Below are 25,103 nucleotides of genomic sequence, written 5' to 3' on the forward strand. Positions count from 1 at the left end.
ATGACGGGCGATACCCCGCTGACGATTTACCGCGACGTGGTGCGGCCTGAATGGGTCGACTACAACGGCCACCTGCGCGATGCGTTCTACCTGCTGATCTTCAGCTTCGCGACCGATGCGTTGCTGGATCGCATCGGCCTCGATGACGCCGCGCGTCGCGAGCGGGGTCGCTCGGTCTACACGCTCGAAGCGCACGTGAACTACCTGCACGAGATCAAGGAGGGCACGCCGGTGCGCGTCGATGCGCGTGTGCTCGCGCACGACGCGAAGCGGCTGCACCTGTATCTCGAACTGTTCGCCGACGGGCATGACGACGCGGTATCGGCGAGCGAGCAGATGCTGCTGCACGTCGCTACGCGCGACGGCGCGAAATCGGCGCCGTTCGACGACGACGTGGCCGCGCGCGTGGCCGAACTGCATGCGTTGCAGCGCGATTGCGCGGCGCCTGCGTATGCGGGCCGCGTGATCGGGCTGCCGCCGCGCCGCTAGCGGCGCGCTTCATTTCACGATCTTTCTTCTACCTTCGATCTTCGACCGCGGAGCGCATACGATGCTCGAACCGGAAATCGCGGCGTTCGTCGCGGCCGTCGACGCGTGGTATCCGGCCGATGCGGCGGCGCGTTCGCCCGACGAGCAGCGCCGTCTCTACGACCGCTTCGCGGCCGAATGGACGCCGGCCGCGCTGCCGGCCGGCATCGTGCAGCAGGACGCCGTGTGGCACGCGCCGGACGGCCGCGCGATCGCATTGCGGCGCTATACGTCCGCGCACGGCACGCCGCGCGGCACGGTGCTGTTTTTTCATGGCGGCGGGTTCGTCGTCGGCTCGCTCGACAGTCATGCGCTGATCACCGCGCAACTGGCGGCCGATACGGGCCTCGACGTGATCGCCGTCGACTATCGGCTCGCGCCCGAGCACCGCGCGCCGGCCGCGCTTGACGATTGCGTAGCCGTTACGCGCGCCGCGCGCGATGCGCACTGGCCGTTCGGGCCGTGCGTGCATCCGTTGACGCTCGCGGGCGACAGCGCCGGCGGCATGCTCGCGGCAGCGGTGGCGACCGCGCTGCGCGATGCGGGCGAGAGCGGCGTGGACGGCATCGCGCTCGTTTATCCGATGCTCGGTTTCGAACCGCAGTCGCCCGCGCGCGAAACGGAAGCGCACGCGCCGATGCTGACGCTCGACGACGTGCATCGCTATCGCGCGCTGTACTGGGGCGGCGACTTGTCCGACGTGCTGCGGGACGGCAACCCGCTGTTGCGCGCATCGGTGCCGCTCGAAGGCGAGCGTTTCGACGGACTGCCGCCGGTTCTCGCGATCGGCGCGGAACACGATCCGCTGCGCGACGACGCGCGCGTGTACGTCGAACGGATTCGCGCGGCGGGCGGTATCGCGCACTACTGGATGGGAGAGGGGCTGGTGCACGGCTGCTGGCGCGCGCTCGGGACGAGCCCGCAGGCCGCGCGGATGCACCGGATGGTCGGCGGCTTTTTGCTCGCACCGCACGCGTAGCGGGCGTTTTCCGGGAGGCAACGATGCAGGCAGCGGCGCAACACCGTATCGAGGACTGGCGGACGTTTTCGGCCGACGCGGCGATCGCGGCGGCGACGATCGGCGATGGCGCGGTGAACGTCGAATGGAGCGACGCGCGACGATCGCCGTTCCATTTCGACTGGCTGCGCGACAACTGCGCGTGTGCCGCATGCGTGCACGCGATCACGCGAGAGCAGGTGTTCGAGATCGCCGATGCGCGCGCGGATCTGTCGGCGCTCACCGTGCATGTCGAAACCGACGGCGCGCTGCACGTGGAATGGAACGACGGGCACCGCAGCGCGTGGTCGCCGGGCTGGTTGCGTGCGCATGCATACGACGACGCATCGCGTGCCGAGCGCCTGGCCGCGCACGGGCGGCACGTATGGACCGGCGACGATGCGACGGCGATCGGCGTGTTCGCATGGCGCGACGTGATGGAGGACGACCGCGCGTTGCTCGCATGGCTCGACGCATTGCAGCGCACGGGGCTCACGCTCGTCGAGGGCGTGCCGGCCGAGCGCGGCCGTGTCGACGAGGTCGCGCGCCGCGTCGGCCTGATCCGCGAAAGCAATTTCGGCGTGCTGTTCGACGTCGAATCGAAGCCGCGCCCGGACAGCAATGCATATACGTCGCTGAATCTTCCGCCGCACACCGACCTGCCGACGCGCGAATTGCAGCCGGGCGTGCAGTTCCTGCATTGCCTCGCGAACGACGCGACGGGCGGCGACAGTATCTTCCTCGATGGCTTCGCGCTCGCGGATGCGCTGCGGCGCGAACATCCGGACGATTTCGAACAGCTCGCGTCGACGCCGTTCGAGTTCTGGAACAAGAGCGCGAACAGCGACTACCGCTGTTCGGCGCCGGTGATCGGGCGCGATGCGCGCGGCAACGTGACGGAAGTGCGCGTCGCGAACTTCCTGCGCGGGCCGCTCGATGCGCCGGCCGGCGCGGTCGCGGCCGTCTATCGCGCGTACCGGCGGTTTCTCGCGCTGGCGCGCGAGCCGCGCTTTCGCGTACAGCGCCGGCTGCGGGCGGGCGACATGTGGGCGTTCGACAACCGGCGCGTGCTGCATGCGCGCACCGAGTTCGACCCGTCGACGGGCCGCCGGCATTTGCAGGGGTGTTACGTCGATCGCGACGAGTTGCTGTCGCGGTGGCGCGTGCTGTCGCGGTCGACGCCGGCCGCAGCCGCGGCGCGCTGACCGACACCCCACCGCGCATTCACGCACACCTCTCCGGAAAAAGCACCCGGACGCGAGGCGCCCGGGCGAAGCCACCCGCTGCCGGGCGGCGGAGGTATGCGTTTCACAAAACAGACGAGCCCCGCGAAGGGGGCTCGTCAGGACTACGTGACTTCATCGCGCGATGCGCGGCGCCCGCCGGGGGCGCATCGGCTTACTGGCCGAAGAAGATCGAGTCGCGTGCGTTCGACGAAGCGGCTGCCGGTGCGCCCGAGTGGACGAGCGGAGCCGGTTGCGCGCCGTAGCCGCTGGTGTCGACGCCATGAACGCGCGCTTCGGCGCTCTGGATGTCGTTCGGGTAGTACGGGCTCGACACGCCCGGCTTGTAGCCGGCTTGTTCGAGCTGGACCAGTTCGTTGCGCACTTGAGCGCGCGTCACGGTGCTTTGAGCGAATGCGCCGAACGAAGCGGACAGGGCGGCAGCGGCAACGACTGCGGAAACGAGCGATTTCATGGTGACCTCCGGTGTTTTATTGAGTTCGCTCTCGACACCATGTCTTGAGCGATTGATCAAATCTTAGTCACCGGCGTGTTCAGGGTAAACGCTGATTTTGACGATAAATTGTTTCCTGTCCGGTAACAGTGCGGCGGCGAATCAGTCTTTCAACAGGCTTTCTTTTCGGTGGGCGTAATAAGTATGAAGAATGTTGCGACCAGCGGCCGCTCAGCGCGCTTCGGCCGCCGTATCGAGCGGCCGGCCCGGCGAGCGTCCGGCCGGCGCGCCGGCGCTGAGGAAGCGCACGCCCGTCGCGGCTTCCGAGGCTTCCCACAGCAGCGCCGCCGCCGCCACGCTGCGCGCCGCGCGCGGCACGCTCGCCGGCGCCGGCAGCCCGCGCGATTCGAACCAGCCGGACGGACCGATGTATGCGCCGCCGGCCAGATCGGGCGACGTGGCCGCATGAATCGCGGGCAGAGCGCCTTGGGCGGCGGGCTGCGCGAGATAACGGTTCGCGGCGCGCATCAGCGCGGCGCGGGTGGGCGAGCGGTCCATCGCCGGGCCCGCGAACTGCAGGTTGGTCGCCGCATAGCCGGGATGCGCGGCGACGCTGATGCCGGCGAATGCCGCGCGCTCGAAGCGGCGCTGCAATTCGATCGCGAACACGAGGTTCGCGAGCTTGCTGTCGCAATAGGCGAGATAACGGTTGTAGCGCTGTTCGGCGCGCAGGTCGTCCACGCGAATCCGGCCGCCGCGGTTGAAGCCGCTCGACATCGTGACGACGCGTGCCCGGCGCGCGGCGCGCAGCGCCGGCAGCAGATGGCCGGTCAGCGCGAAATGGCCGAGGTGGTTGGTGCCGAACTGCATCTCGAAGCCGTCGCGCGTGTGCCGCAGCGGCAGGAACATCACGCCGGCGTTGTTGCAGAGGATGTCGACGCGGCCGTGGCGTTCGCCGACGTCGGCCGCGAAGCGTGCGATCGACGCGAGATCGGCAAGGTCGAGCGGATCGACTTCGACGCGTGCATGGGGATGAAACCGGCGGATCGCGTCGGCGGCCTGCGCGCCGCGTGCGGCGTCGCGGCAGCCCATCACGACCGTCGCGCCTTTCGCGGCCAGCGTTTCCGCGAGCTGCCAGCCGAGGCCGCTGTTGGCGCCGGTCACGACCGCGACCTTGCCGCCCTGCGCCGGGACGTGGCGCGCGCTCCATGCATGCATGTCTGCCTCCATCGGCGCGGCCGGTCGGCCGCGGCACGTAATCGTTACATTGAGTGGTGTAACGATAGTGCGGGCGGACGGCGCAGACAAGCGGGGGAATTAGACCGGCGCTTCTAGGGCTGGCGTACGGCGTGGCGCCGCAAGCCCCGGCGCGGGGCCGGCGGGCGTTACCTGCTGCCGGCCAGCGCGAGCACCTCGGCGGCGGAAATCATGGCGGCGGCGTTCGCGGGGGCCGGGCGCTCGGCCGGGCGGAACACTTCGTCGCCGCGGTGGATGACCTGGCGCGACAGCGCGCAGGTGCCGGTGCGCTGCGCGAAGCGGCGGCGCCAGCGTTGCTCGCCGTAGTGACAGCGGCCGGGCTCGACCCAGCGGACGACGAGCAGCGTATCGGAACGTTCGAGGATTTCGACGTGGACGTCGGCGGGATCGAGCGCAGGCAGGGATTTGGAGGCCTTCATTTTGCCGTTTCCTAAAGCTCGTGCGGTTTCGGCCGTGGCAGTGGATGTCACTACCCGATGGCGAATCCGTAGCGGTTTCCATGAGTGGTGCGCTAAATGTAAGCGTCTGTGACCGGAAAAAACATCCTGTCCGGCTCGAATTACCTTTTGCCGATTTAGAAACAATCCACGCTTATTTTCTTGGAAAATCAAAGACAAAAAGCCCCGGACGGAAGCCCGGGGCGGAAAATCGGCCCGCGCGCCGTGTCTGCTCGCCCAGTCACGGGATACATCGCCAGGGGACGGAGGTGCCCGCAGAGATCCGGCACGGGCGGGGAGGCGATGTACCGGAAGCGCGGTCCGGCAACACCATGATGGCGTGCGCCACCCGTTGGCACCCTGACGCGAACATGACTTTTTTGTCAGTTTGGCGCGGCGGACGTGCCGAACGTCGCTGAAGAATCGGCTGGAAGGCCCGCCGGTATTGGGCTTGAGCGGATCTCGGGGCGGCACTTCAACGCCGCTCGCACGCCGAATTCTCGTGCGACAGACGGATTGACCCACCCGGGGTAAATACTGAATCCCAATTTCGTGACAAACGCGCGATCCCTTCCTATGATTGGTTGGACCTTTAGTCCTTTGTGCCAATCGGCCGACTGACGGCCGGCTTTTTCGGAGAGTGCTCATGAGATTGCAGGGCAAACGCGCGCTGGTGACGGCGGCCGGGCAGGGCATCGGCCGCGCGACCGCGCTGCGGTTCGCGAGCGAGGGCGCCGACGTGCTGGCGACCGACATCAACGAAGCCGCGCTGGTGCGGCTCGAAGCCGACGCCGAACGCGCGGGCGGCCGGCTGGTCACGCGGCGGCTCGACGTCACCGATGCGAACGACATCGCGGCGCTCGCCGCGAGCGAACGCGCGTTCGACGTGCTGTTCAACTGCGCGGGCTACGTGCATCACGGCTCGATCCTCGATTGCGACGAAGACGCGTGGGCGTTCTCGCTGAACCTGAACGTCACGTCGATGTACCGGCTGATCCGCGCGCTGCTGCCGGCGATGCTCGAAGCCGGCGGCGCGTCGATCGTCAACATGGCGTCGGCCGCGTCGAGCGTGAAGGGCGTGCCGAACCGCTTCGTGTACGGCGCCACCAAGGCGGCCGTGATCGGGCTGACCAAGTCGGTGGCCGCCGATTTCGTCGAGCGCGGCATCCGCTGCAACGCGATCTGCCCGGGCACGATCGAATCGCCGTCGCTGGAGCAGCGGATCGCGGACCAGGCGCGCACGCGCCACGTGTCCGCCGACGAGGTACGCCAGGCGTTCGTCGCGCGCCAGCCGATCGGCCGCATCGGCAGCGCGGACGAAGTGGCCGCGCTCGCGCTGTACCTCGCGTCCGACGAAGCGTCGTTCACCACCGGCACGATTCATCTGATCGACGGCGGCTGGTCAAACTGACCGTGTCGAACTGACCGTGTCGAACTGACCGTGTCGAACTGACCGTTGCGCTTTCCCTTTCCTTTTCCACTCAGACAACACCATGAAACTGCTGAGATTTGGCGACAAACACCATGAAAAGCCGGGCCTGCTGGACGCGCACGGCCAGATTCGCGACCTGTCGGGCGTGATCGACGACATCGCCGGCGACGCGCTGACCCCCGCGTCGCTCGCGCGGTTGCGCGACATTCCGCCGTCGTCGCTGCCGCTCGTCGAAGGCACGCCGCGGCTCGGCGCGTGCGTCGGCCGCGTCGGCAAGTTCATCTGCATCGGGCTCAACTATTCGGATCACGCAGCCGAATCGGGGATGGAGGTGCCGAAGGAGCCCGTCGTGTTCGGCAAGTGGACGAGCGCGATCTCCGGCCCGAACGACGACGTCGAAATCCCGCGCGGCTCGGAGAAGACCGACTGGGAAGTCGAGCTCGGCGTGGTGATCGGCCAGGGCGGCCGCTATATCGACGAAGCCGATGCGCTGTCGCACGTCGCCGGCTACTGCGTCGTGAACGACGTATCGGAGCGCGAGTATCAACTCGAACGCGGCGGTACGTGGGACAAGGGCAAGGGCAACGACACGTTCGGCCCGATCGGCCCGTGGCTCGTGACCGCCGACGAAGTGCCCGATCCGCACGCGCTGCGGCTGTGGCTCGAAGTGGACGGCCACCGCTACCAGAACGGCACGACCGCGACGATGGTGTTCCGCGTGCCGCACCTGATCAGCTACCTGAGCCGCTTCATGAGCCTGCAGCCGGGCGACGTGATCTCGACCGGCACGCCGCCGGGCGTCGGCCTCGGGCAGAAGCCGCCCGTCTACCTGCGCGCCGGACAGGTGATCACGCTCGGCATCGACGGGCTCGGCGAGCAGCGCCAGCGCACCGTGCAGGCCTGATTCCCTTCAACGGACGGTTCGTCATGCCTATCATTCGATCGATGCGCGTCCTCGACGTGCGCTTTCCGACCTCGCGCCAGCTCGACGGTTCCGACGCGATGAATCCGGACCCCGATTATTCGGCGGCCTACGTCGTGCTCGAAACCGACCGCGACGGGCTCGAAGGTCACGGGCTCACGTTCACCATCGGGCGCGGCAACGAAATCTGCTGCGCGGCGATCGACGCGATGCGCCACCTCGTCGTCGGCCTCGACCTCGACTGGATCCGCGAGGACATGGGCCGCTTCTGGCGGCACATCACGTCGGACAGCCAGTTGCGCTGGATCGGCCCGGACAAGGGCGCGATCCACCTGGCGACGGGCGCCGTCGTCAATGCGGTGTGGGATTTGTGGGCGAAGGCCGTCGGCAAGCCGCTGTGGCGGCTCGTCGCCGACATGAGCCCGGAGGAACTGGTGCGGGCGATCGACTTCCGCTACCTGACCGACTGCCTGAGCCCGGACGAAGCGCTCGACCTGCTGCGCCGGCAGGCGCCCGGCAAGGCCGCGCGGATCGCCGCGCTGGAGCGCGACGGCTACCCGTGCTACACGACGTCGGCCGGCTGGCTCGGCTACAGCGACGACAAGCTGCGCAGGCTGTGTCGCGAGGCGGTGGACGAAGGGTTCGACTACGTGAAGCTGAAAGTCGGCGCGAACCTCGAGGACGACATCCGCCGCGTGACGATCGCGCGCGAGGTGATCGGCCCCGACCGCAAGCTGATGATCGACGCGAACCAGGTGTGGGAAGTCGGCGAGGCGATCGACTGGGTGCGCGAACTCGCGTTCGCGCGGCCGTGGTTCATCGAGGAGCCGACGAGCCCCGACGATGTCGAAGGGCATCGCAAGATTCGCGAGGCGATCGCGCCGGTGCAGGTCGCGACCGGCGAGATGTGCCAGAACCGCGTGCTGTTCAAGCAGTTCATCGCGCGCGGCGCGATCGACGTCGTGCAGATCGACGCGTGCCGGCTCGGCGGCGTGAACGAGATTCTCGCGGTGATGCTGATGGCCGCGAAATACGGGCTGCCGGTGTGCCCGCATGCGGGCGGCGTCGGGCTGTGCGAATACGTGCAGCACCTGTCGATGATCGACTACGTGTGCATTTCCGGCACGAAGGAAGGGCGCGTGACCGAGTACGTCGATCACCTGCACGAGCATTTCGTCGAGCCGTGCGTGGTGCGCGGCGCGGCGTACATGCCGCCGACCGCGCCCGGTTTCTCGATCGAGATGAAGCCCGAATCGCTGGAGCAGTACCGGTTCCGCGGCTGACGCAGGGCCACGCGCGACGGCGCGCGATGCACGTCGTGTGCATCGTGCGCGGCGACAACATGAACGACGGAGACGCGAAGTGGATTTGAATCTGCAAGACAAGGTCGTGATCGTGACCGGCGGCGCGTCGGGCATCGGCGCCGCGATCTCGATGCGGCTGGCCGGCGAAGGCGCGGTTCCCGTGGTGTTCGCGCGCCACGCGCCCGACGATGCGTTCTGGCAAGAACTCGCGCAGAAACAGCCGCGCGCCGCGTGCGTGAGCGTCGAACTGCAGGACGACGCGCAATGCCGCGATGCGGTCGCGCAAACCCTCGCACGCTTCGGCCGCCTCGACGGCCTCGTCAACAACGCGGGCATCAACGACAGCATTGGGCTCGACGCCGGGCGCGACGCGTTCGTCGCGTCGCTCGAACGCAACCTGATCCACTACTACGTGATGGCGCACTACTGCGTGCCGCACCTGAAGGCGACGCGCGGCGCGATCGTCAACGTCTCGTCGAAGACGGCCGTGACCGGGCAGGGCAACACGAGCGGTTATTGCGCGTCGAAGGGCGCGCAACTCGCGCTGACGCGCGAATGGGCCGTCGCATTGCGCAACGACGGCGTGCGCGTGAACGCGGTGATTCCGGCCGAGGTGATGACGCCGCTCTATCAGAACTGGATCGCCGGCTTCGACGATCCGCACGCGAAGGTCGCGGAAATCGCCGGCAAGGTGCCGCTCGGCCAGCGCTTCACGACGGCCGACGAGATCGCCGACACGGCCGTGTTCCTGCTGTCGGATCGCGCATCGCACACGACGGGCCAGTGGCTGTTCGTCGACGGCGGCTATACGCATCTCGATCGTGCGATCAGCTGAGGGCCGCGTGCCATGCAACCCGACCTGAACCCGAACACCCACACCGCGCCGCCGTTGATCGCGCTGACCGGCATCGGCAAGCGCTTTCCGGGCGTGCAGGCGCTCGACGATTGCCGTTTCGACCTGTGCGCGGGCGAAGTGCATGCGCTGATGGGCGAGAACGGCGCCGGCAAGTCGACGCTGATGAAGATTCTCGCGGGCGTCTACCAGCGCGACGCGGGCGAGATCCGGATGGACGGCCGCCCGGTGGAGATCGCCGACCCGCGTGCCGCGCAGGCGCTCGGCATCGGCATCATCCATCAGGAACTGAACCTGATGAACCACCTGAGCGTCGCGCAGAACATCTTCATCGGCCGCGAGCCGCGCGGCCGCTTCGGCGTGTTCGTCGACGAAGAGAAACTCAACCGCGACGCGGCCGCGATCTTCCAGCGGATGCGGCTCGATCTCGATCCGCGCACGCCGGTCGGCCGGCTGACGGTCGCGAAGCAGCAGATGGTCGAGATCGCGAAGGCGCTGTCGTTCGACTCGCGCGCGCTGATCATGGACGAGCCGACCGCCGCGCTGAACAACGCGGAGATCGCCGAGCTGTTTCGCATCATCCGTGACCTGCGCGCGCACGGGGTCGGCATCGTCTACATCTCGCACAAGATGGACGAGCTGCGCCAGATCGCCGATCGCGTGACCGTGATGCGCGACGGCAAGTACGTCGCGACCGTGCCGATGGCCGGCACGTCGATGGAATCGATCATCTCGATGATGGTCGGCCGCCAGCTCGATGCGGACACCCGCACGCCGCCCGATACGTCCGCGAACGAGATTGCGCTCGAAGTGCGCGGGCTGTCGCGCGGCCGCGCGATCCGCGACGTCGGCTTCACGCTGCGGCGCGGCGAGATCCTCGGTTTCGCCGGGCTGATGGGCGCGGGCCGCACCGAGGTCGCGCGCGCGGTGTTCGGCGCGGACCCGGTCGATGCGGGCGAGATCCGCGTGAACGGCAGGGTCGTGACGATCCGCACGCCGGCCGATGCGGTGAAGTACGGCATCGGCTACCTGTCCGAGGATCGCAAGCATTTCGGGCTCGCGGTCGGGATGGACGTGCAGAACAACATCGCGCTGTCGAGCATGCGCCGCTTCGTGCGCCGCGGCCTGTTCCTCGATGCGCGCGCGATGCGCGACGCCGCGCAGTCGTACGTGCGGCAGCTCGCGATCCGCACGCCGTCGGTCGCGCAGCCCGCGCGGCTCCTGTCGGGCGGCAACCAGCAGAAGATCGTGATCGCGAAATGGCTGCTGCGCGACTGCGACATCCTGTTCTTCGACGAGCCGACGCGCGGCATCGACGTCGGCGCGAAAAGCGAGATCTACAAGCTGCTCGATGCGCTCGCCGCGGACGGCAAGGCGATCGTGATGATCTCGTCGGAATTGCCCGAGGTGCTGCGCATGAGCCACCGGATTCTCGTGATGTGCGAAGGCCGCGTGACCGGCGAATTGCGCGCGGCCGACGCCACGCAGGAAAAGATCATGCAGCTCGCGACGCAGCGCGAGTCGACCGTGTTGTCCTGATTGTCCCGATTCAGACGCCTAACGATCATGTCCAACGATACGCATTCCGTTCCGCCCCTGGCCACCGGCGACACGCCGGCCGCCGCATCGAGCCTGAAATCGCGCTTCTTCAACCCGGCCGCGCGGCAGAAGCTGCTCGCGTTCGCGAGCCTCGTGCTGCTGATCGCGTTCTTCAGCTTCGCGTCGTCGAATTTCCTCGAGGTCGACAACCTCGTGTCGATCCTGCAGGCCACCGCCGTGAACGGCGTGCTGGCCGTCGCGTGTACGTACGTAATCATCACGTCCGGCATCGACCTGTCGGTCGGCACGCTGATGACGTTCTGCGCGGTGATGGCCGGCGTCGTGCTGACGAAGTGGGGGATGCCGCTGCCGCTCGGGATCCTGGCCGCGTTGTGCTTCGGCGCGCTGTCGGGCTGCGTGTCGGGCTTCGTGATCGCGAAGATGAAGGTGCCGCCGTTCATCGCGACGCTCGGCATGATGATGCTGCTCAAGGGGCTGTCGCTCGTGATCTCGGGCACGCGGCCGATCTACTTCAACGACACGCCGGGCTTCACGTCGATCGCGCAGGATTCGCTGATCGGCAACCTGATCCCCGCGCTGCCGATCCCGAACGCGGTGCTGATTTTGTTCCTCGTCGCGATCGGTGCGTCGATCGTGCTGAATCGCACGATCTTCGGCCGCTACACGTTCGCGCTCGGCAGCAACGAGGAGGCGCTGCGGTTGTCCGGCGTGAACGTCGACGCGTGGAAGATCGCGGTCTACACGTTCAGCGGCGCGGTGTGCGGAATCGCGGGGCTGCTGATCGCGTCGCGGTTGAACTCGGCGCAACCGGCGCTCGGGCAGGGCTACGAGCTCGATGCGATCGCGGCCGTCGTGATCGGCGGCACGTCGCTGTCGGGCGGCGCGGGCAGCATCGTCGGCACCATCATCGGCGCGTTCATCATGAGCGTGCTGACCAACGGCCTGCGGATCATGTCGGTCGCGCAGGAATGGCAGACGGTCGTGACGGGCGTGATCATCATCCTCGCCGTCTACGTGGACATCCTGCGCCGGCGTCGCCGCTGACGTTGACGCGTGGACGTGCAGGCATGCGCTTCACCGCCGGTTTCGGCCGGCATTTCATTCGATACGAAAAAAGGAGACGCGAAGTGATCAGGAGCAAGGTGTTGAACGCGATCGTCGGGCTGACGTTCGCCGTCGGCGTCACGGCCGGCGCGCACGCGCAGGAAGCCTACATCCCGCTGATCTCGAAGGGCTTCCAGCATCAGTTCTGGCAGGCCGTGAAATCGGGCGCGACGCAGGCCGCGAAGGACTACAAGGTGAAGGTGACGTTCGAAGGACCGGAAACGGAGGCGATGGTCGACAAGCAGATCGACATGCTGTCCGCCGCGATCGCGAAGAAGCCGGCCGCGCTCGGCTTCGCGGCGCTCGACAGCAAGGCCGCGCTGCCGCTGCTGAAGAAGGCGCAGGCCGAGAAGATCCCGGTGATCGCGTTCGACTCGGGCGTGGACAGCGACATTCCGGTGACGACCGCCGCGACCAACAACAAGGCGGCCGCCGCGCTCGCCGCCGACAAGCTCGCCGCGCTGATCGGCGACGAAGGGCAGGTGGCGGTGGTCGCGCACGACCAGACGAGCCGCACCGGCATCGACCGACGCGACGGCTTCCTCGACCGGATGAAGTCGGCGCACCCGAAGGTGCAGGTCGTGACCGTGCAGTACGGCGAAGGCGATCAGCTGAAATCGACCGAAGTGACGAAGTCGATCCTGCAGGCGTATCCGAAGCTCAAGGGGCTGTTCGGCACCAACGAAGGCTCGGCGATCGGCGTGGTCAACGGCGTGCGCGAGATGAAGCGCAAGGTCGTGATCGTCGGCTACGACTCGGGCAAGCAGCAGAAGGACGCGATCCGCAGCGGCTTGATGGCCGGCGCGATCACGCAGAACCCGATCGGCATCGGCTACAAGACGGTCGAGGCGGCCGTGAAGGCGATCAAGGGCGAGAAGCTGCCGAAGGTCATCGATACCGGTTTCTACTGGTACGACAAGACCAATATCGACGATCCGAAGATCGCGGCGGTGTTGTACGACTGAACGTCGCGGATGGGCGGCGGCGAGGCGGGCCGTCGCCGCCGCGGTGATCGAACACGAGGGCATCATGGGCGCAGTGCGTATCGATTCGCATCAGCACTTCTGGCGTTATCGCGCGGCCGACTATCCATGGATCGGCCCGGGCATGGGCGTGCTCGCGCGCGACTACCTGCCCGACGCGCTGTGGCCGCAGATGCATGCGCAGGCGCTCGGCGCGTCGATCGCGGTGCAGGCGCGCGCCGGGCGCGACGAGACGGCGTTCCTGCTCGATCTCGCGCGCGACGACGCACGCATCGCGGCGGTGGTCGGCTGGGAGGATCTCGGTGCGCCGGCGCTGGCCGACCGCGTCGCCGAGTGGCGCAGCCCGAAGCTGCGCGGTTTTCGTCATCAGGTGCAGGACGAAGCCGACGTCGGCGCGTTCGTCGCGGATCCCGCTTTCAATCGCGGCGTCGCGTGGCTGCAGGCGAACGGCTATGTGTACGACGTGCTCGTGTTCGAGCGCCAGTTGCCGGACGTGCAAGCGTTCTGCGCGCGGCACGATGCGCACTGGCTCGTGCTCGACCATGTCGGCAAGCCGGCGCTCGCCGAGTTCGAGCGCGACGACACGGCGTTCGTGCGCTGGCGCGCATCGCTGCGCGAGCTGGGCGCGCTGCCGCACGTCGCGTGCAAGCTGTCGGGGCTCGTGACCGAGGCCGACTGGCGGCGCGGCCTGCGCGCGCAGGACATCCGGCATATCGAGCAGTGCCTCGATGCGGCGCTCGACGCGTTCGGCCCGCAGCGGCTGATGTTCGGCTCGGACTGGCCCGTGTGCCTGCTCGCGGCGTCGTATGACGAGGTCGCGTCGCTGGTCGAACGCTGGGCCGAAGCGCGACTGTCGGCGGCCGAGCGCGGCGCGTTGTGGGGCGGCACGGCCGCGCGTTGCTACGCGGTGCCGCGCGATGTGAAGCGCGGCATATAGAATAGGCGCGAACGGTCCGTGCGATTCCTGGACCGTCCGCAACGAAACCGATTACCAGCGTCAACGTATGTCCATCCAGCCGATTCAGAACCGCCGCCTCTACCAGCAGATCGCCGACAAGCTCAGTGCGATGATCGAGTCCGGCGATTTCCCGCCGGGCAGCTATCTGCCGCCCGAGCGCGAACTCGCCGAGCGGTTCGGCGTGTCGCGCACGTCGGTGCGCGAGGCGCTGATCGCGCTCGAAGTGAACGGGCTCGTCAGCGTGCGCGTCGGCGACGGCGTGAAGGTGCGCCATCCCGAAACGGCCGCTGTGCCCGAACCTGCGCCGGCACCCGACGCGACGGTCGCGCCGTTCTCGATCGTCGAGATCGATCCGGAACTCGGCATCGCGCTCGACCTCGACACCGAAATCCCGCCGTTCGCGCTGCTGCAGGCGCGCCGGCTGATCGAGCCGGAAGCCGCGGCGCTCGCCGCGAAGCACGGCTCGGACGCGCAGATCGAAGGCATCCACGAAGCGTTCCTGCGCAACCAGGACGACAACCGCAGCGGCTCGCTCACGCATCCGGGCGACCGGCTGTTCCATATCCGCATCGCGGAAGCGAGCGACAACGCCGCGTATGCGCTGATGATCAAGCAGTTGCTCGCGCACAAGTACGACCTGATGTTCCAGCGGCTGCAGTCGCTGTACATGCCGAACGACATGCCGCATCGGTCGGAGCTCGAGCATCGCGCGATCCTCGATGCGATCCGCGCGCGCGACCCGGACGCCGCGCGCCGTGCGATGGCCGAGCATCTCGACGAAGTGATCCGCATTTTCGGCCGCGCGCTCGACTGAGCGTGCGAATCGATTTCCTGCACGTTCGGCCGGGGTCGACGCGACGCGCACCCGCCCCGGTGCCGGCGCGGCCTCCGTACCGGGTGACGACCCCGACCGTCGCAACAGAACGAACGCCGCGATGCGAGCGACGCGTGCCGGCCCACCGGCATGCCGCTCGCGCGCCGAATGGAGTGTGACGAATGCGCGTGAACGATTGCCACAATTTCCACGACTTCCGTGAGCTGGCCAGGCGGCGGTTGCCCGGGCCGATCTTCAATTACATCGACGGTGCGGCCGACGATGAAGTCACGTATCGACGCAACACGAGCGCGTTCGAAAGCTGCGATCTGGTGCCGAACGTGTTGCGCGGCGTGCGCGATGTCGACCTGTCGGTGACGGTCATGGGGCAAAAGCTCGGCATGCCGGTCTATTGTTCGCCGACCGCGCTGCAACGCCTGTTTCATCACGACGGCGAGCGGGCCGTCGCCGCCGCGGCCGCGAAATTCGACACGATGTTCGGCGTGTCGTCGCTCGGCACCGTGAGCCTGGAAGAAGCCCGTGCGATCAGCCGGGGCCCGCAGGTATACCAGTTCTATTTCCACAAGGATCGCGGCCTCAACCGCGAGATGATGAACCGTTCGAGGGAGGCCGGCGTGAACGTGATGATGCTGACGGTGGACAGCATCACCGGCGGCAATCGCGAGCGCGACAAGCGAACCGGCTTCTCGATTCCGTTCCGGCTGACGCTCGCGGGGATGACCGAGTTCGCGTTGAAGCCGGCCTGGGCGATCAACTACCTGACTCACGAGCGGTTCCGTTTGCCGCAACTCGACCGGCATGTCGACATGGGCGGCAGCGCGATATCGATCAGCCGCTACTTCACGGACATGCTCGACCCGTCGATGTCATGGGACGACGTCGCCGCGATGGTGCGCGAGTGGAACGGGCAGTTTTGCCTGAAAGGCGTGATGTCGGTCGACGACGCACGCAGGGCGGCGGACATCGGCTGTACCGGCATCGTGTTGTCGAACCACGGCGGACGGCAACTGGACGGTTCGCGCGCCGCGTTCGACCAGCTTGCGGAGGTGGTCGATGCGGTGGGCGACCGGATCGACGTGATGATGGATGGCGGCGTACAGCGCGGTTCGCACGTGCTGAAAGCGCTGGCGCTGGGGGCGAAGGCCGTCGGGCTGGGGCGTTATTACCTGTTCCCGCTCGCCGCGGCCGGACAGCCCGGCGTCGAGCGCGCGCTGCAACTGATGCGCACGGAAATCGAACGCGACATGCGGCTGATGGGCTGCGCGTCCGTTGCGCAGCTCGGGCGGAATCAGCTGCGCTTTCGCTGACGGCGGGTTCGACGCCGGTCTTGCCTTCGGGGCCGCCGGCGTCGCGCGTTCAGAAGCGATCCGCGCGATACGGCGCCGGATCGGTGAACGGCGTTTCGCCGGTCATCATCTCGGCCAGCAGGCGGCCGGTGACGGGGCCGAGCGTCAGCCCGTGGTGGTTGTGCCCGAATGCGAACCACAGCCCGCGATGCGCGGGCGCGGGGCCGATCACCGGGCGCATGTCGGGCGTGCACGGCCGGAAGCCGAGCCACGGATGCGGGTCGAGCCGCTCGCCGAAACCGAACACCGGCCGCGCGACGCGTTCCGCGCGTTCGAGCTGCACACCCGTGGGCGGAAGCCCGCGCCGCGCGATCTCGACGCCGGTGGTCAGCCGCAGCCCGCGCCGCATCGGCGCGATCACGTAGCCGTATTCGCGATCGACGATCGGCGCCGACGGCACGCCGCGCGCGGAGGGCGCGTAGTGCATGTGATAGCCGCGCTTCTCGCGCAGCGGGATCTTGTAGCCGAACTTGCCGAACACCGTGTCGGACCACGGGCCGAGCGCGACGACGACGGCCGGCGCGGCGGCCGGGCCGTCGTCGGTCCTCACCTGCCAGCCGGGCGACAGCGCATCGAGGCTCGCGGCGTCGCCGGTCAGCAGCGTGCCGCCGCCCTGCACGAACAGGTGCGCATACGCTTTGACGAGCGCGGCCGGATCGACGACGCTTTTCGGGTCGAGCCAGTGCAGCGCGCCGCAGAAGCCCGGTGCGAGGCTTGGTTCGTGCGCGCGCAGCGCGGCCGCGTCGAGCGGCGTGATGCCGAGCCCGTGGCGGCGCGCGGTGAGGCCGGCCTCGGCCACGCCGCGTTCGAAGGCGGCCGGCGTGCGGAACGCTTCGAGCCAGCCGCTCGCGCGGATCAGTTCGCCGGCGCCGGCGCGTGCGATCAGCGCATCGTGTTCGACGATGCAGCGCTCGATCAGCGGCAGCATGTCGCGCGACGCCGCCGCGTGACGCAGCGGCGCCGATTCCCACCAGAACCGCGCGAGCCACGGCGCGAACGCGGGCAGCGACGCGCTGTGCCAGTAGAGATCGGTCGAGCGGTTCAGCGCATAGCGCATCAGCGTGAACGGGCTGCGCGGGAACGGATACGGTTCGACCGACGAGCGCTCGATCAGCCCGGCATTGCCGAAGCTCGTGCCTTCGCCGGGCGCGCCGCGATCGACGAGGGCGACCTTGCGGCCGCGATCCTGCAGGTGCAGCGCGGCGGAGACGCCGACGATGCCGGCGCCGAGAACGATGACGTCGAAATCCATCGATGGTGAGTGACGGTTGGCGGGGCGCTTGTCCGTGGGACGGTCCGCGCGCCCGGTTGGAGAGTGTTCGAGCTGCAAGCATACTCGCCGCGGCGCGCCGCACCAAGAGGGCGCACGCAGCCGCTGGCCCGTGCGCGACGATTGCCGCGGGCCCTGACGCTGCGGGCAGCGGAATGCGCAGGTACCGGCATTGCGGCATTACGGGAATAGGTGATGACCGAATTGTCCGCATCCGCGACGTAGCTGAAGCGATGTCGGGCGACCTGCGGCGTCTGGTTAGCGGCGGGCGATGGGCCGGCCGGCATGCTCACGCATGAACGCATGTTCGGGATGCGGTTTGTCAGGCGAGGCTGCCGTGCGTTCAGGTCCGCGCGTATCGCGATCGCGCCGCACGCGAGTACATATGAAGTTTGCCGCGCACGGACGGTCAATCCGCCGATCAATTCACCGACGTCGAGATCGAATCGACGTTGGCCCACGCGCCCGTCCGCCTCATCGTGCAGCCACGCCGAATCCGCCTATTTTCCGACGTTTTCGCGGGTGATTCCCACTGCTTGGTGAACCGAATTTTTACCTAAGATGGAAGGAATCGTGCGCGTGATACGGTGCCTGCACGCGCATGGCAGGCAGGAGGCAGGGCCGGGAACGACTGCAGCAGATGTTTCCATCATGGATGCAAGTGTGTGCGCGGCGGCTGCGAGTCTTGCGGTCGCATCGACGCCAGCGTGTGCGGCGGCATTCGCCGCGCGAAAGGCGTCCGGCCAGTGGGGCCGAGTCGCCACGTTCCGCCATGCGTTTGCCGCAATCGTTTGCGTTCTGAGCGCCGTACCGGTCGTCGCCGGCGCGCCTGCCGTCATGGACGAGCATCCGGTGGAGGCGGTGCAGGTTGCCGCCACCACCACGCCAACCAGCCCAACGGGTCCCGCCTTTTCGTCACACGACTCCGCCGTGCGTCAGGTGGTACTCGGCATCGTCAGCTTCACGCGCTGGCCGACGACGCCCGTCCGCCTGCATCTGTGCGTGACCGGCAGGCCCGACTACGCGGGCGGCCTCACCGACACGCTGCAGGCCGGCTCGACCGTGCTCGACGTGCAGCGCATCCGCTTCGACGACCCCGCGCTCGGCATGGCGTGCGACGTCGTGTATCTCGGCACCCTCGGCAGCGACGAGCGAGCGCGGGTGAGGGCCGTGTTGTCCGGCCGCCCGGTGCTGACCATTGCCGAGCACGATATGTCCTGCACCGCCGGCGCGATGTTCTGCGTCACGGTCGAGGGTGAACGCGTCACCTTCGACATCAATCTCGATGCGGTCGCGCGCAGCGGCGTGCGCGTGCATCCGAACGTGCTCAATCTTGCACGACGGCCGGTGGCGCCATGACACGCTCCGCGCCCCCCGTTCCCGCTTCGCGCTTGCCGCGCCCGACGCTGCAAAGCGTGTTGCGTCGCGCGCATCTGCGCCTCGCGTTCGTCGCCGTGACGATGGCCGCCGTGTCGTTGATCGTCGTCGCCGTGATCGCGTTGCGCGCGTATGCGGGCAACAACCTGAACCTGCTGGCGCGCTCGCTCGGTTATACGGTCGAGGCGGCGCTCGTGTTCGGCGACCGCGTCGCGGCGAACGAGGCGATCGGGATGATCGCCGGCGACGAGGACGTCGCGCAGGTGGTCGTCACCGACAGCAAGGGACAATTGTTCGCCACGTGGCAGTTGCCGGCCGGAAACGGGGTCGCGCGGCTCGAGCGCGCCGTCGCCGATGTGGCGCTGCCCGGGCCGGTCACGGCCCCGGTGATGCATGACGGCATCATCGTCGGCCACGTCGTCGTGCGCGGGCGCGGGCACCAGTTCTTCGGCTTCCTGCTCGGCGGCGTCGGCGGCATTCTCGGCTGTCTCGCCGTCAGCGTGTTCGGGGCGTATGTCAGCTCGAAACGTTTGCTGCGCAGCATCGTTTCGCCGCTGCGCGCGCTGGCGGGCGTCGCGCATGCGGTGCGGCGCGAGCGTGCGTTCGCGCGGCGCGTCGAGCCGGCGGCGATCGCCGAACTGAACCAGCTCGGCGACGACTTCAACGCGCTGCTCGACGAATTCGAAGAGTGGCAGAACACGCTGCGCGACGAGAACGCGTCGCTCGAGCACAAGGCGACGCACGATGCGCTCACGGGGTTGCCCAATCGCATGCAGTTCGAATCGCGCCTCGCGCTTGCGCTGTGCGATGCGACGTTGACGGGGCAGCGGGTCGCCGTTCTTTATCTCGACTGCGACCGCTTCAAGGAGATCAACGATTGTCTCGGCCACGACGCCGGCGACGCGGTGCTGATCGGCATCGCGTCGCGGCTGCGCACGCAGGTGCGCGAGACCGATCTCGTCGCGCGCCTGGGCGGCGACGAATTTGCGGTGATGCTGGCGGCGGTGCCCGAAGCAGGCAGCGTGTGCCGGATCGCCGACGAGATTTTGTCCGGCATGGCGCCGTCGATCGAACTGTCCGACGGCCGCGTGGTGGCCACCATGATGAGTGCCGGCGTTGCGCTGTATCCCGATCACGCGTCGGACGCGAGCGGTTTGCTGCGCGCGGCGGACATCGCGATGTACCGCGCCAAGCGCGCGCGGCCGGGATCGTGGCAGTTGGCGGAGAGCGTTGCTGGGCCGGTGTGATGTCGATCGACTCGCGCTGCGGACGAGGCCGCGGCGGCGGTTAAAAGAAGCGCTTGCGGAGCGGGCGCGATGGAAGGGGATATGAAATGAACCACTCGTTTCCTGTGAGCATGGGGCGGATGTGCGTCGGGAGTGCGCTGCTGCTGTGCATGCTGCTGGGGGGCTGCAAGACGCCGCCGCTTCATCGCGGGTTGACGCAGACGCAGGTCACGGCGCTGAAGTCGGCCGGGTTCCAGGAGACTGGGCAGGGCTTCGAGTTCGGGTCGACCGGGCCGATTCTGTTCGATTTCGACCGCTACAACCTCAAGCCGGATGTGCGGCGGATCGTCGAGCGGATCGGGCGGACGTTGCGGTCGGCCGGGATCAACGGGGTGCGGGTGTATGGGTATTCGGACGAGGACGGGGAGGCTGCGTACGATCTCGAGTTGTCGAGACGGCGGGCCGAAGTCGTTGCTGTCGAGCTGGCCGACGTCGGACTCGATGCGAAGCAGATTGCGATCGTCGGAAAAGGGAAGCTCGATCCGGTGGGGGACAACAAGACGCCGGGCGGGAGGGCGCAGAATCGGCGGGCGGCGATCGTGGTTTCGCCGCGGTGAGCTGATGACGCGACGCGTTGCGTGTCGGTTGCCGGGCCGACACGCACGCCATACCGTTTGTTGTAACGGTTTGCCACCATTGGCGCGAAAATGTCCGCGTGACCGTTTGCAAGCGGCGAGCCGTGATGTTCGCGGAAGGCGGGATGGCCATCGACTGAATTCGTCGCCGCCAATCCGGCCTTCATTCAATTCACGGGAAATCAAAAGCCGGGGTGTCCGAATAAGATCGTTCCGCTTTCATGAACGCTGCATCGTCGTAGGCGAATGCAGCGACGGACGGAACGAATATGGCCATCGAACCCAAGGATCTGCTGCCGCACTTCGAACGCGAGATGACGCTGCTGCGCCATTCGATGCAGACGTTTGCTCAACGCTTTCCGAAAATAGCCGCCCGGCTGGCGATCTCCGGCGAGCATTCGGACGATCCGCACGTCGAACGCCTGTTGCAGTCGTTCGCGTTGATGGCGGCGTGTCACGACATCCGTCTCGAAGACGATGTGCCCGCGTTCACGGGCAGTTTTCTCGATACGCTGGACGGTGCTTTTCTGCGCCTGTTTCCATCGTGCGCGATTGCGCAATTTCATGGCGACGGCAGTAGCGAACTGACTGCGCCGCGCGTCGTTCGTCGCGGCGAGCGGCTGATCGCACCGGTCGGCAAGGAAGTATTCCGCATCGCGGACGACGTCGCGATCGTGCCGCTGACGGTGTCGGCGGTGCGTTACACGACATCGGCGATCGCGCCGCGCGATGTCGCGTTGCCTCCGGAAACGACCGGTTTGCTGACCTTCACGTTCGAGCTCACTGCGCCGAACGAGACGTTCGCCATCGTGCCGGACCGATTGCGCCTGCATTTCACCGGCGCGCGGGAAATCGTCGCGGCGCTCACCGATGCCGCGTTGCTGCTTGCCGGCCGCAGCTTCGCCGAAGCAGGCGATGCAACGCGCTGGAAGCGCCTGCCGGACGCGACGTTCACCGCCGTCGGCTTCGAGCCCGCTGAGGCGTTGCTCGATGTGCGGCCCGGCGATGCGCTTTGGCCGTTCCACCTGCTGATGGCGTATTGCGCGGTGCCGGAGCGTTTCGACTTTGTCGACCTGGACATGCGGGCGATCAAGCGAAGCGCCGGCGGCAGCCGTCGCGTCGCGCTCCACCTCGCGATCGCGGGCGTGCATCCGGATTCGCATCGCGCCCAGCGCCTGGCCGCCGCCACGGCCGACCACGTCCGGCTGTTTTGTGCGCCGGTCATCAACCTGTTTCCGGACGACGCGCAGCCGATCGAGACGCGCGCCGGTTGCGCCCACTACGCGGTGAAGGCGCTTGCGCAGGCGGGAGCATCGCGCACGGCGATCTGGTCGATCGACACCGTTCGTCATGTTTCCGACTCGGGCGCGTCGACGCTGGCACCGTTCCGGTCGCTGCAGCATGGCACGGGCATGCGTCCCGGATTGTTCTGGACGGTATTGCGCGACGAGGCACGCCGGGCACCGAAGGAGCCTGTTGATTCCCGGTCCAAGGAGGCGGACACGACCCCGACGCCGGCCGAGACGGCCGAGTCGCTCCGCGGCGTCGAACTGGAACTGGTTGACCAGGACGGACGCCCTGCCGATCCCGGTCATCGCAAGCTGGAGATCCGGCTGTCCTGCACGCAGGGCGATCTGTCCGGGATGCGCGAGCGCGAACTGGCGATGCCCGGCGGCGACCCGGTGGGAACGATTTCACTGCTGAACCGGCCGACACGGAGCCAACCTCCCGCGTTTCGCTACGGGGAGCTGTGGGATCTGCTGTCGCTCCTCGCTCCGCAGGCGATCCGGCTGGACAAGGGCGGCCTGACCCAGCTCAGGCGGCTTTGCGCACGCTGGGCGGAGGACTCCGTCGACGCCGGCCGGCGCTTCGATGCGCTCGTGTCGTTGTCGACGGCGCGCGTGCGGTGCTGGCTGCCCGGCAAGCCGGCATCGGCTTTCGTGCACGGGCTGGAAGTGCGGCTGGTCGTCGACGAGCAGCGCTTCGCCGCGTTCAGCCTGAGCGGATTCGCGCACGTGATGGACCGGTTGTTTGCACCATACGTGCCGGTCACCAGCTTCGTGCAGGTCGTGTTGTTTTCGGCCGCTACCGGCGCGCCGCTTCGGCGTGGGGCGCCGCGTCCCGGCACCCAGCCGCTGGTCTAGTTTTCTATTTTCAGGGAACGAACGAAAACGTTTGCGGACGTCTTTCAAGTGCTCGGGTTTTACCCTACATTATCGGGGCCCGCGGACCGGCGAGCCGGCCGATGGAACCTGAGATCACACGCAAGGAACAAGAATGAGTTTCGCTCCGAACGGGGGTATTCCCAGTGGATTGGGCGGCGGTGCGCTCGGCTCGTTGAGCGCGCTCGGCGGCCTCGCCGGCCCGGTGGCGTCGAGTGTTGCCGGCAGCCTCGGGCCGCTCGCCGGCCTGGCCGGGCACGTCGACACCGTCCAGCGCGCGATGCAGCTCGCGCAGACCGGCTTCTCGCTGATGGACAAGACGCCCGGCGCGATCGCCGAGGCGATCAACGGCGCCGCCAACCCCGCGCGCCTGACCCAGCTCAACCGCTACGTGACGCTCGACACGCCGCTCGGCCCGGATGTGCTGCTGGTCAGCGCGGCCGTCGTCGACGAGTGCGTGAACCGGTTGCCGGAAATCCACCTCGACCTGCTGTCGCATCGCCACGACCTGCGCCCGGAGGACCTGATCGGCCAGCAGGTCAAGATCCGCTTCGACCAGCAGGCGCGTTTGTCGACGCTCGAACGCGTCGTGGCGTCGGGCACCGGCGACAACGACCGCTACTTCGACGGCTACGTCGCGTCGTTCGACCGGGCTGGCAACCCCGGCAACGTCACGCAATACCACCTGACGGCCGTGCCGTGGTTCTGGTTCCTCACGCGCTCGACCGACTGCCGGATCTTCCAGAACAAGACCGCGCAGGACATCCTCACCGAGATCTTCCAGGAACACGGTTTTTCCGATTTCACGTTCGACATCCGGACGAGCCAGAAGCCGCTCGAGTACGTCGTGATGTACCAGGAGAGCTACTACAACTTCTGCGCGCGGCTGATGGAGCAGGAGGGGCTCGTGTGGACGCACCGCTACGAGAAGGACAAGCACTTTCTCGTGATCGGCGACACGAACCTGCTGTTCCGCCCGATCGACGGGCTCGCCAGCGTGCCGTTCGCCGCGACCGAGGCCAGCGAGGACAGCGGCATCGACCAGTTGCACGAAGGCCGGCGCTTCGGCGTCGGCAAGGTCACGTTCCGCGACTTCAATCACCAGAATCCGTCGTCGCCGCTGATGCTGGTGGAGGCCGGACCGCAAAACCTGAAGCATGCGCGGCTCGATGCGACCGAGCGGTTCGAGCACCAGTCGCTGTACGACCACGGCGACGACGGCAACCGCTACGCCCGTTTCGCGATGGAGGCCGAGGAGGCGCAGGCCCATCGCTACACCGGTGGCGGCTACGCATGGCGCATGACCACGGCCGGCGCCGTGGCCGTCGCGAATCACCCCGTGCTTGAAAACAACCAGGAGTACGTGATCCTGCATGTGCGTCACGAGGCCGTGAACGACTATACGCAGCACAGCGCGAAGCTGCCGTACCGCAACAGCTTCTCGCTGCTGCCGAAGAAGATTCCGTACCGTGCGCCGCGCGCGACGCCGAAGCCGGTGATTCACGGCACGCAGTCGGCGATCGTCGTCGGGCCGAAGGGCGAGGAAATCTATACGAACGGCAGCGCGGTGAAGGTGCATTTCCCGTGGGACCGGCGCGGCAAGAAGGACGGCTCCGATTCGATGTGGGTGCGCGTGTCCCAACCGTGGGCGGGCGACGGCTGGGGCGCGGCCGCGATTCCGCGGATCAAGCAGGAAGTGCTGGTGGCGTTCAATCAGGGCGATCCGGATAACCCGGTGATCGTCGGCCGCGTGTTCAACGGCGAGCAAGGCAACCCGTATCACGGCGCGGCCGGGCAGACGATGGGGATCAAGAGTCAGACGCACAAGGGGCAGGGGTCGAACGAGTTGCTGATGAGCGACGTCGCTGGCGCGCAGATGCTCTACATGCATGCGCAGAAGGATATGCATACCGTCGTCGAAGACGCGCAGTGGACTCAAGTTCTCAAAGGCGACCGGACCGTCGAGGTTGGCAAGGGCAACCATACGACGGCTGTCGCAGTGGGCAACCTGTCGGACGTCGTAGTGCAGGGCAATACGCTGCATCAGACTCCGCAGGGTGTGCACACCGTGGAAGCCAAGGAACTCTGGATCAAGATCGGCGGCGATGGCGGCACGCGGATCCACATGACAGCTGACTCGATCGACATCTACAAGGGCGATTCGGTGATCCACCTGGATGACAGCAACATTAATATCCAGGCAGCTCGAACCGACATCAACCCGAAAAACGGCTAACCCC

Annotated in this window: 22 protein-coding genes; 18 read left to right on the forward strand and 4 right to left on the reverse strand. The window is 67.5% G+C overall.

What is annotated here, in order from left to right; all coding sequences use genetic code 11:
* The 3 genes from HWX14_RS09180 (at position 1) to HWX14_RS09190 (ending at position 2,730) form a co-directional block, all read left to right on the forward strand.
* A complete protein-coding gene (locus tag HWX14_RS09180) occupies positions 1–489 on the forward strand; it encodes a thioesterase family protein (protein WP_175882444.1) in 489 nt (162 codons plus the stop codon).
* Positions 490–550: 61 nt separating this feature from the next.
* Positions 551–1,507, forward strand: coding sequence for an alpha/beta hydrolase (locus tag HWX14_RS09185; RefSeq protein ID WP_175882445.1), 957 nt, complete (start codon positions 551–553; stop codon positions 1,505–1,507).
* A gap of 23 nt (positions 1,508–1,530) precedes the next feature.
* Positions 1,531–2,730 (forward strand): TauD/TfdA family dioxygenase, encoded by a 1,200-nt coding sequence (locus HWX14_RS09190; protein WP_175882446.1) that lies wholly within the window; start codon positions 1,531–1,533, stop codon positions 2,728–2,730.
* A 193-nt stretch (positions 2,731–2,923) separates the two neighbouring features.
* Here HWX14_RS09190 and HWX14_RS09195 read toward each other — a convergent pair whose 3' ends face one another.
* From HWX14_RS09195 to HWX14_RS09205, 3 genes are all read right to left on the reverse strand, one after another.
* A complete protein-coding gene (locus tag HWX14_RS09195) occupies positions 2,924–3,223 on the reverse strand; it encodes a DUF4148 domain-containing protein (protein WP_175882447.1) in 300 nt (99 codons plus the stop codon).
* Between the two features lie 210 nt (positions 3,224–3,433).
* On the reverse strand, positions 3,434–4,420 hold the full coding sequence (locus HWX14_RS09200) for an oxidoreductase (RefSeq protein ID WP_175882448.1): 987 nt from the start codon (positions 4,418–4,420) through the stop codon (positions 3,434–3,436).
* A 167-nt stretch (positions 4,421–4,587) separates the two neighbouring features.
* A complete protein-coding gene (locus HWX14_RS09205) occupies positions 4,588–4,878 on the reverse strand; it encodes a DUF3331 domain-containing protein (protein WP_006484717.1) in 291 nt (96 codons plus the stop codon).
* 664 nt (positions 4,879–5,542) lie between these two features.
* Between HWX14_RS09205 and HWX14_RS09210 the strand changes: the two genes are divergently transcribed.
* From HWX14_RS09210 to HWX14_RS09255, 10 genes are all read left to right on the forward strand, one after another.
* Positions 5,543–6,307 (forward strand): SDR family oxidoreductase, encoded by a 765-nt coding sequence (locus HWX14_RS09210; protein WP_175882449.1) that lies wholly within the window; start codon positions 5,543–5,545, stop codon positions 6,305–6,307.
* Between the two features lie 82 nt (positions 6,308–6,389).
* Positions 6,390–7,232 (forward strand): ureidoglycolate lyase, encoded by an 843-nt coding sequence (locus HWX14_RS09215; protein ID WP_089470377.1) that lies wholly within the window; start codon positions 6,390–6,392, stop codon positions 7,230–7,232.
* A gap of 23 nt (positions 7,233–7,255) precedes the next feature.
* Positions 7,256–8,533, forward strand: coding sequence for an L-fuconate dehydratase (locus HWX14_RS09220; protein WP_175882450.1), 1,278 nt, complete (start codon positions 7,256–7,258; stop codon positions 8,531–8,533).
* A 79-nt stretch (positions 8,534–8,612) separates the two neighbouring features.
* Positions 8,613–9,389 (forward strand): SDR family oxidoreductase, encoded by a 777-nt coding sequence (locus HWX14_RS09225; protein WP_175882451.1) that lies wholly within the window; start codon positions 8,613–8,615, stop codon positions 9,387–9,389.
* 12 nt (positions 9,390–9,401) lie between these two features.
* The gene (locus HWX14_RS09230; RefSeq protein WP_175882452.1) at positions 9,402–10,946 is read left to right on the forward strand and encodes a sugar ABC transporter ATP-binding protein; all 1,545 of its coding nucleotides are present in this window, start codon (positions 9,402–9,404) and stop codon (positions 10,944–10,946) included.
* A gap of 27 nt (positions 10,947–10,973) precedes the next feature.
* Entirely contained in the window at positions 10,974–12,011 is a 1,038-nt protein-coding gene (locus HWX14_RS09235; RefSeq protein ID WP_175882453.1) for an ABC transporter permease, read from the forward strand.
* An 83-nt stretch (positions 12,012–12,094) separates the two neighbouring features.
* The gene (locus HWX14_RS09240; RefSeq protein WP_175882454.1) at positions 12,095–13,036 is read left to right on the forward strand and encodes an ABC transporter substrate-binding protein; all 942 of its coding nucleotides are present in this window, start codon (positions 12,095–12,097) and stop codon (positions 13,034–13,036) included.
* A gap of 64 nt (positions 13,037–13,100) precedes the next feature.
* Entirely contained in the window at positions 13,101–13,991 is an 891-nt protein-coding gene (locus tag HWX14_RS09245) for an amidohydrolase family protein (protein ID WP_175882455.1), read from the forward strand.
* A 67-nt stretch (positions 13,992–14,058) separates the two neighbouring features.
* Positions 14,059–14,826, forward strand: coding sequence for a FadR/GntR family transcriptional regulator (locus tag HWX14_RS09250; RefSeq protein ID WP_175882456.1), 768 nt, complete (start codon positions 14,059–14,061; stop codon positions 14,824–14,826).
* Between the two features lie 182 nt (positions 14,827–15,008).
* Positions 15,009–16,154, forward strand: a complete 1,146-nt coding sequence (locus HWX14_RS09255) for an alpha-hydroxy acid oxidase (RefSeq protein WP_175882457.1) — start codon at positions 15,009–15,011, stop codon at positions 16,152–16,154.
* A 49-nt stretch (positions 16,155–16,203) separates the two neighbouring features.
* Here HWX14_RS09255 and HWX14_RS09260 read toward each other — a convergent pair whose 3' ends face one another.
* Positions 16,204–17,445, reverse strand: coding sequence for an FAD-binding oxidoreductase (locus HWX14_RS09260; RefSeq protein WP_175882458.1), 1,242 nt, complete (start codon positions 17,443–17,445; stop codon positions 16,204–16,206).
* 669 nt (positions 17,446–18,114) lie between these two features.
* On the opposite strand from HWX14_RS09260, the gene HWX14_RS09265 reads away from it, so the two are divergent.
* The 5 genes from HWX14_RS09265 (at position 18,115) to tssI (ending at position 25,099) form a co-directional block, all read left to right on the forward strand.
* On the forward strand, positions 18,115–18,822 hold the full coding sequence (locus HWX14_RS09265; RefSeq protein WP_175883538.1) for a YfiR family protein: 708 nt from the start codon (positions 18,115–18,117) through the stop codon (positions 18,820–18,822).
* Positions 18,819–20,087, forward strand: a complete 1,269-nt coding sequence (locus HWX14_RS09270) for a diguanylate cyclase (RefSeq protein WP_175882459.1) — start codon at positions 18,819–18,821, stop codon at positions 20,085–20,087. The genes HWX14_RS09265 and HWX14_RS09270 overlap by 4 nt, the downstream gene beginning before the upstream one ends.
* 86 nt (positions 20,088–20,173) lie before the next feature.
* Positions 20,174–20,683, forward strand: a complete 510-nt coding sequence (locus HWX14_RS09275; RefSeq protein WP_175882460.1) for an OmpA family protein — start codon at positions 20,174–20,176, stop codon at positions 20,681–20,683.
* Positions 20,684–20,970: 287 nt separating this feature from the next.
* Positions 20,971–22,845: a type VI secretion system baseplate subunit TssF gene (tssF, locus tag HWX14_RS09280; RefSeq protein WP_175882461.1), complete on the forward strand. Its 1,875-nt coding sequence runs from the start codon at positions 20,971–20,973 to the stop codon at positions 22,843–22,845.
* Positions 22,846–22,978: 133 nt separating this feature from the next.
* Complete coding sequence (gene tssI, locus HWX14_RS09285; RefSeq protein WP_175882462.1) at positions 22,979–25,099, forward strand: type VI secretion system tip protein TssI/VgrG; 2,121 nt, start codon at positions 22,979–22,981, stop codon at positions 25,097–25,099.
* The last annotated feature ends 4 nt before the right edge of the window (positions 25,100–25,103 follow it).

It is taken from the genome of Burkholderia sp. BCC0044 (assembly GCF_902832955.1).
Lineage (GTDB): Bacteria > Pseudomonadota > Gammaproteobacteria > Burkholderiales > Burkholderiaceae > Burkholderia.

What these genes read in the sequence shown, in the direction of transcription:
- HWX14_RS09180 (WP_175882444.1), top strand. Translation starts at nt 1, where the DNA reads ATGACGGGCGATACCCCGCTGACGATTTACCGCGACGTGGTGCGGCCT.
- HWX14_RS09185 (WP_175882445.1), top strand. Translation starts at nt 551, where the DNA reads ATGCTCGAACCGGAAATCGCGGCGTTCGTCGCGGCCGTCGACGCGTGG.
- HWX14_RS09190 (WP_175882446.1), top strand. Translation starts at nt 1,531, where the DNA reads ATGCAGGCAGCGGCGCAACACCGTATCGAGGACTGGCGGACGTTTTCG.
- HWX14_RS09195 (WP_175882447.1), bottom strand. Translation starts at nt 3,223, where the DNA reads ATGAAATCGCTCGTTTCCGCAGTCGTTGCCGCTGCCGCCCTGTCCGCT.
- HWX14_RS09200 (WP_175882448.1), bottom strand. Translation starts at nt 4,420, where the DNA reads ATGCATGCATGGAGCGCGCGCCACGTCCCGGCGCAGGGCGGCAAGGTC.
- HWX14_RS09205 (WP_006484717.1), bottom strand. Translation starts at nt 4,878, where the DNA reads ATGAAGGCCTCCAAATCCCTGCCTGCGCTCGATCCCGCCGACGTCCAC.
- HWX14_RS09210 (WP_175882449.1), top strand. Translation starts at nt 5,543, where the DNA reads ATGAGATTGCAGGGCAAACGCGCGCTGGTGACGGCGGCCGGGCAGGGC.
- HWX14_RS09215 (WP_089470377.1), top strand. Translation starts at nt 6,390, where the DNA reads ATGAAACTGCTGAGATTTGGCGACAAACACCATGAAAAGCCGGGCCTG.
- HWX14_RS09220 (WP_175882450.1), top strand. Translation starts at nt 7,256, where the DNA reads ATGCCTATCATTCGATCGATGCGCGTCCTCGACGTGCGCTTTCCGACC.
- HWX14_RS09230 (WP_175882452.1), top strand. Translation starts at nt 9,402, where the DNA reads ATGCAACCCGACCTGAACCCGAACACCCACACCGCGCCGCCGTTGATC.
- HWX14_RS09235 (WP_175882453.1), top strand. Translation starts at nt 10,974, where the DNA reads ATGTCCAACGATACGCATTCCGTTCCGCCCCTGGCCACCGGCGACACG.
- HWX14_RS09245 (WP_175882455.1), top strand. Translation starts at nt 13,101, where the DNA reads ATGGGCGCAGTGCGTATCGATTCGCATCAGCACTTCTGGCGTTATCGC.
- HWX14_RS09250 (WP_175882456.1), top strand. Translation starts at nt 14,059, where the DNA reads ATGTCCATCCAGCCGATTCAGAACCGCCGCCTCTACCAGCAGATCGCC.
- HWX14_RS09255 (WP_175882457.1), top strand. Translation starts at nt 15,009, where the DNA reads ATGCGCGTGAACGATTGCCACAATTTCCACGACTTCCGTGAGCTGGCC.
- HWX14_RS09260 (WP_175882458.1), bottom strand. Translation starts at nt 17,445, where the DNA reads ATGGATTTCGACGTCATCGTTCTCGGCGCCGGCATCGTCGGCGTCTCC.
- HWX14_RS09265 (WP_175883538.1), top strand. Translation starts at nt 18,115, where the DNA reads ATGGATGCAAGTGTGTGCGCGGCGGCTGCGAGTCTTGCGGTCGCATCG.
- HWX14_RS09270 (WP_175882459.1), top strand. Translation starts at nt 18,819, where the DNA reads ATGACACGCTCCGCGCCCCCCGTTCCCGCTTCGCGCTTGCCGCGCCCG.
- HWX14_RS09275 (WP_175882460.1), top strand. Translation starts at nt 20,174, where the DNA reads ATGAACCACTCGTTTCCTGTGAGCATGGGGCGGATGTGCGTCGGGAGT.
- tssF (WP_175882461.1), top strand. Translation starts at nt 20,971, where the DNA reads ATGGCCATCGAACCCAAGGATCTGCTGCCGCACTTCGAACGCGAGATG.
- tssI (WP_175882462.1), top strand. Translation starts at nt 22,979, where the DNA reads ATGAGTTTCGCTCCGAACGGGGGTATTCCCAGTGGATTGGGCGGCGGT.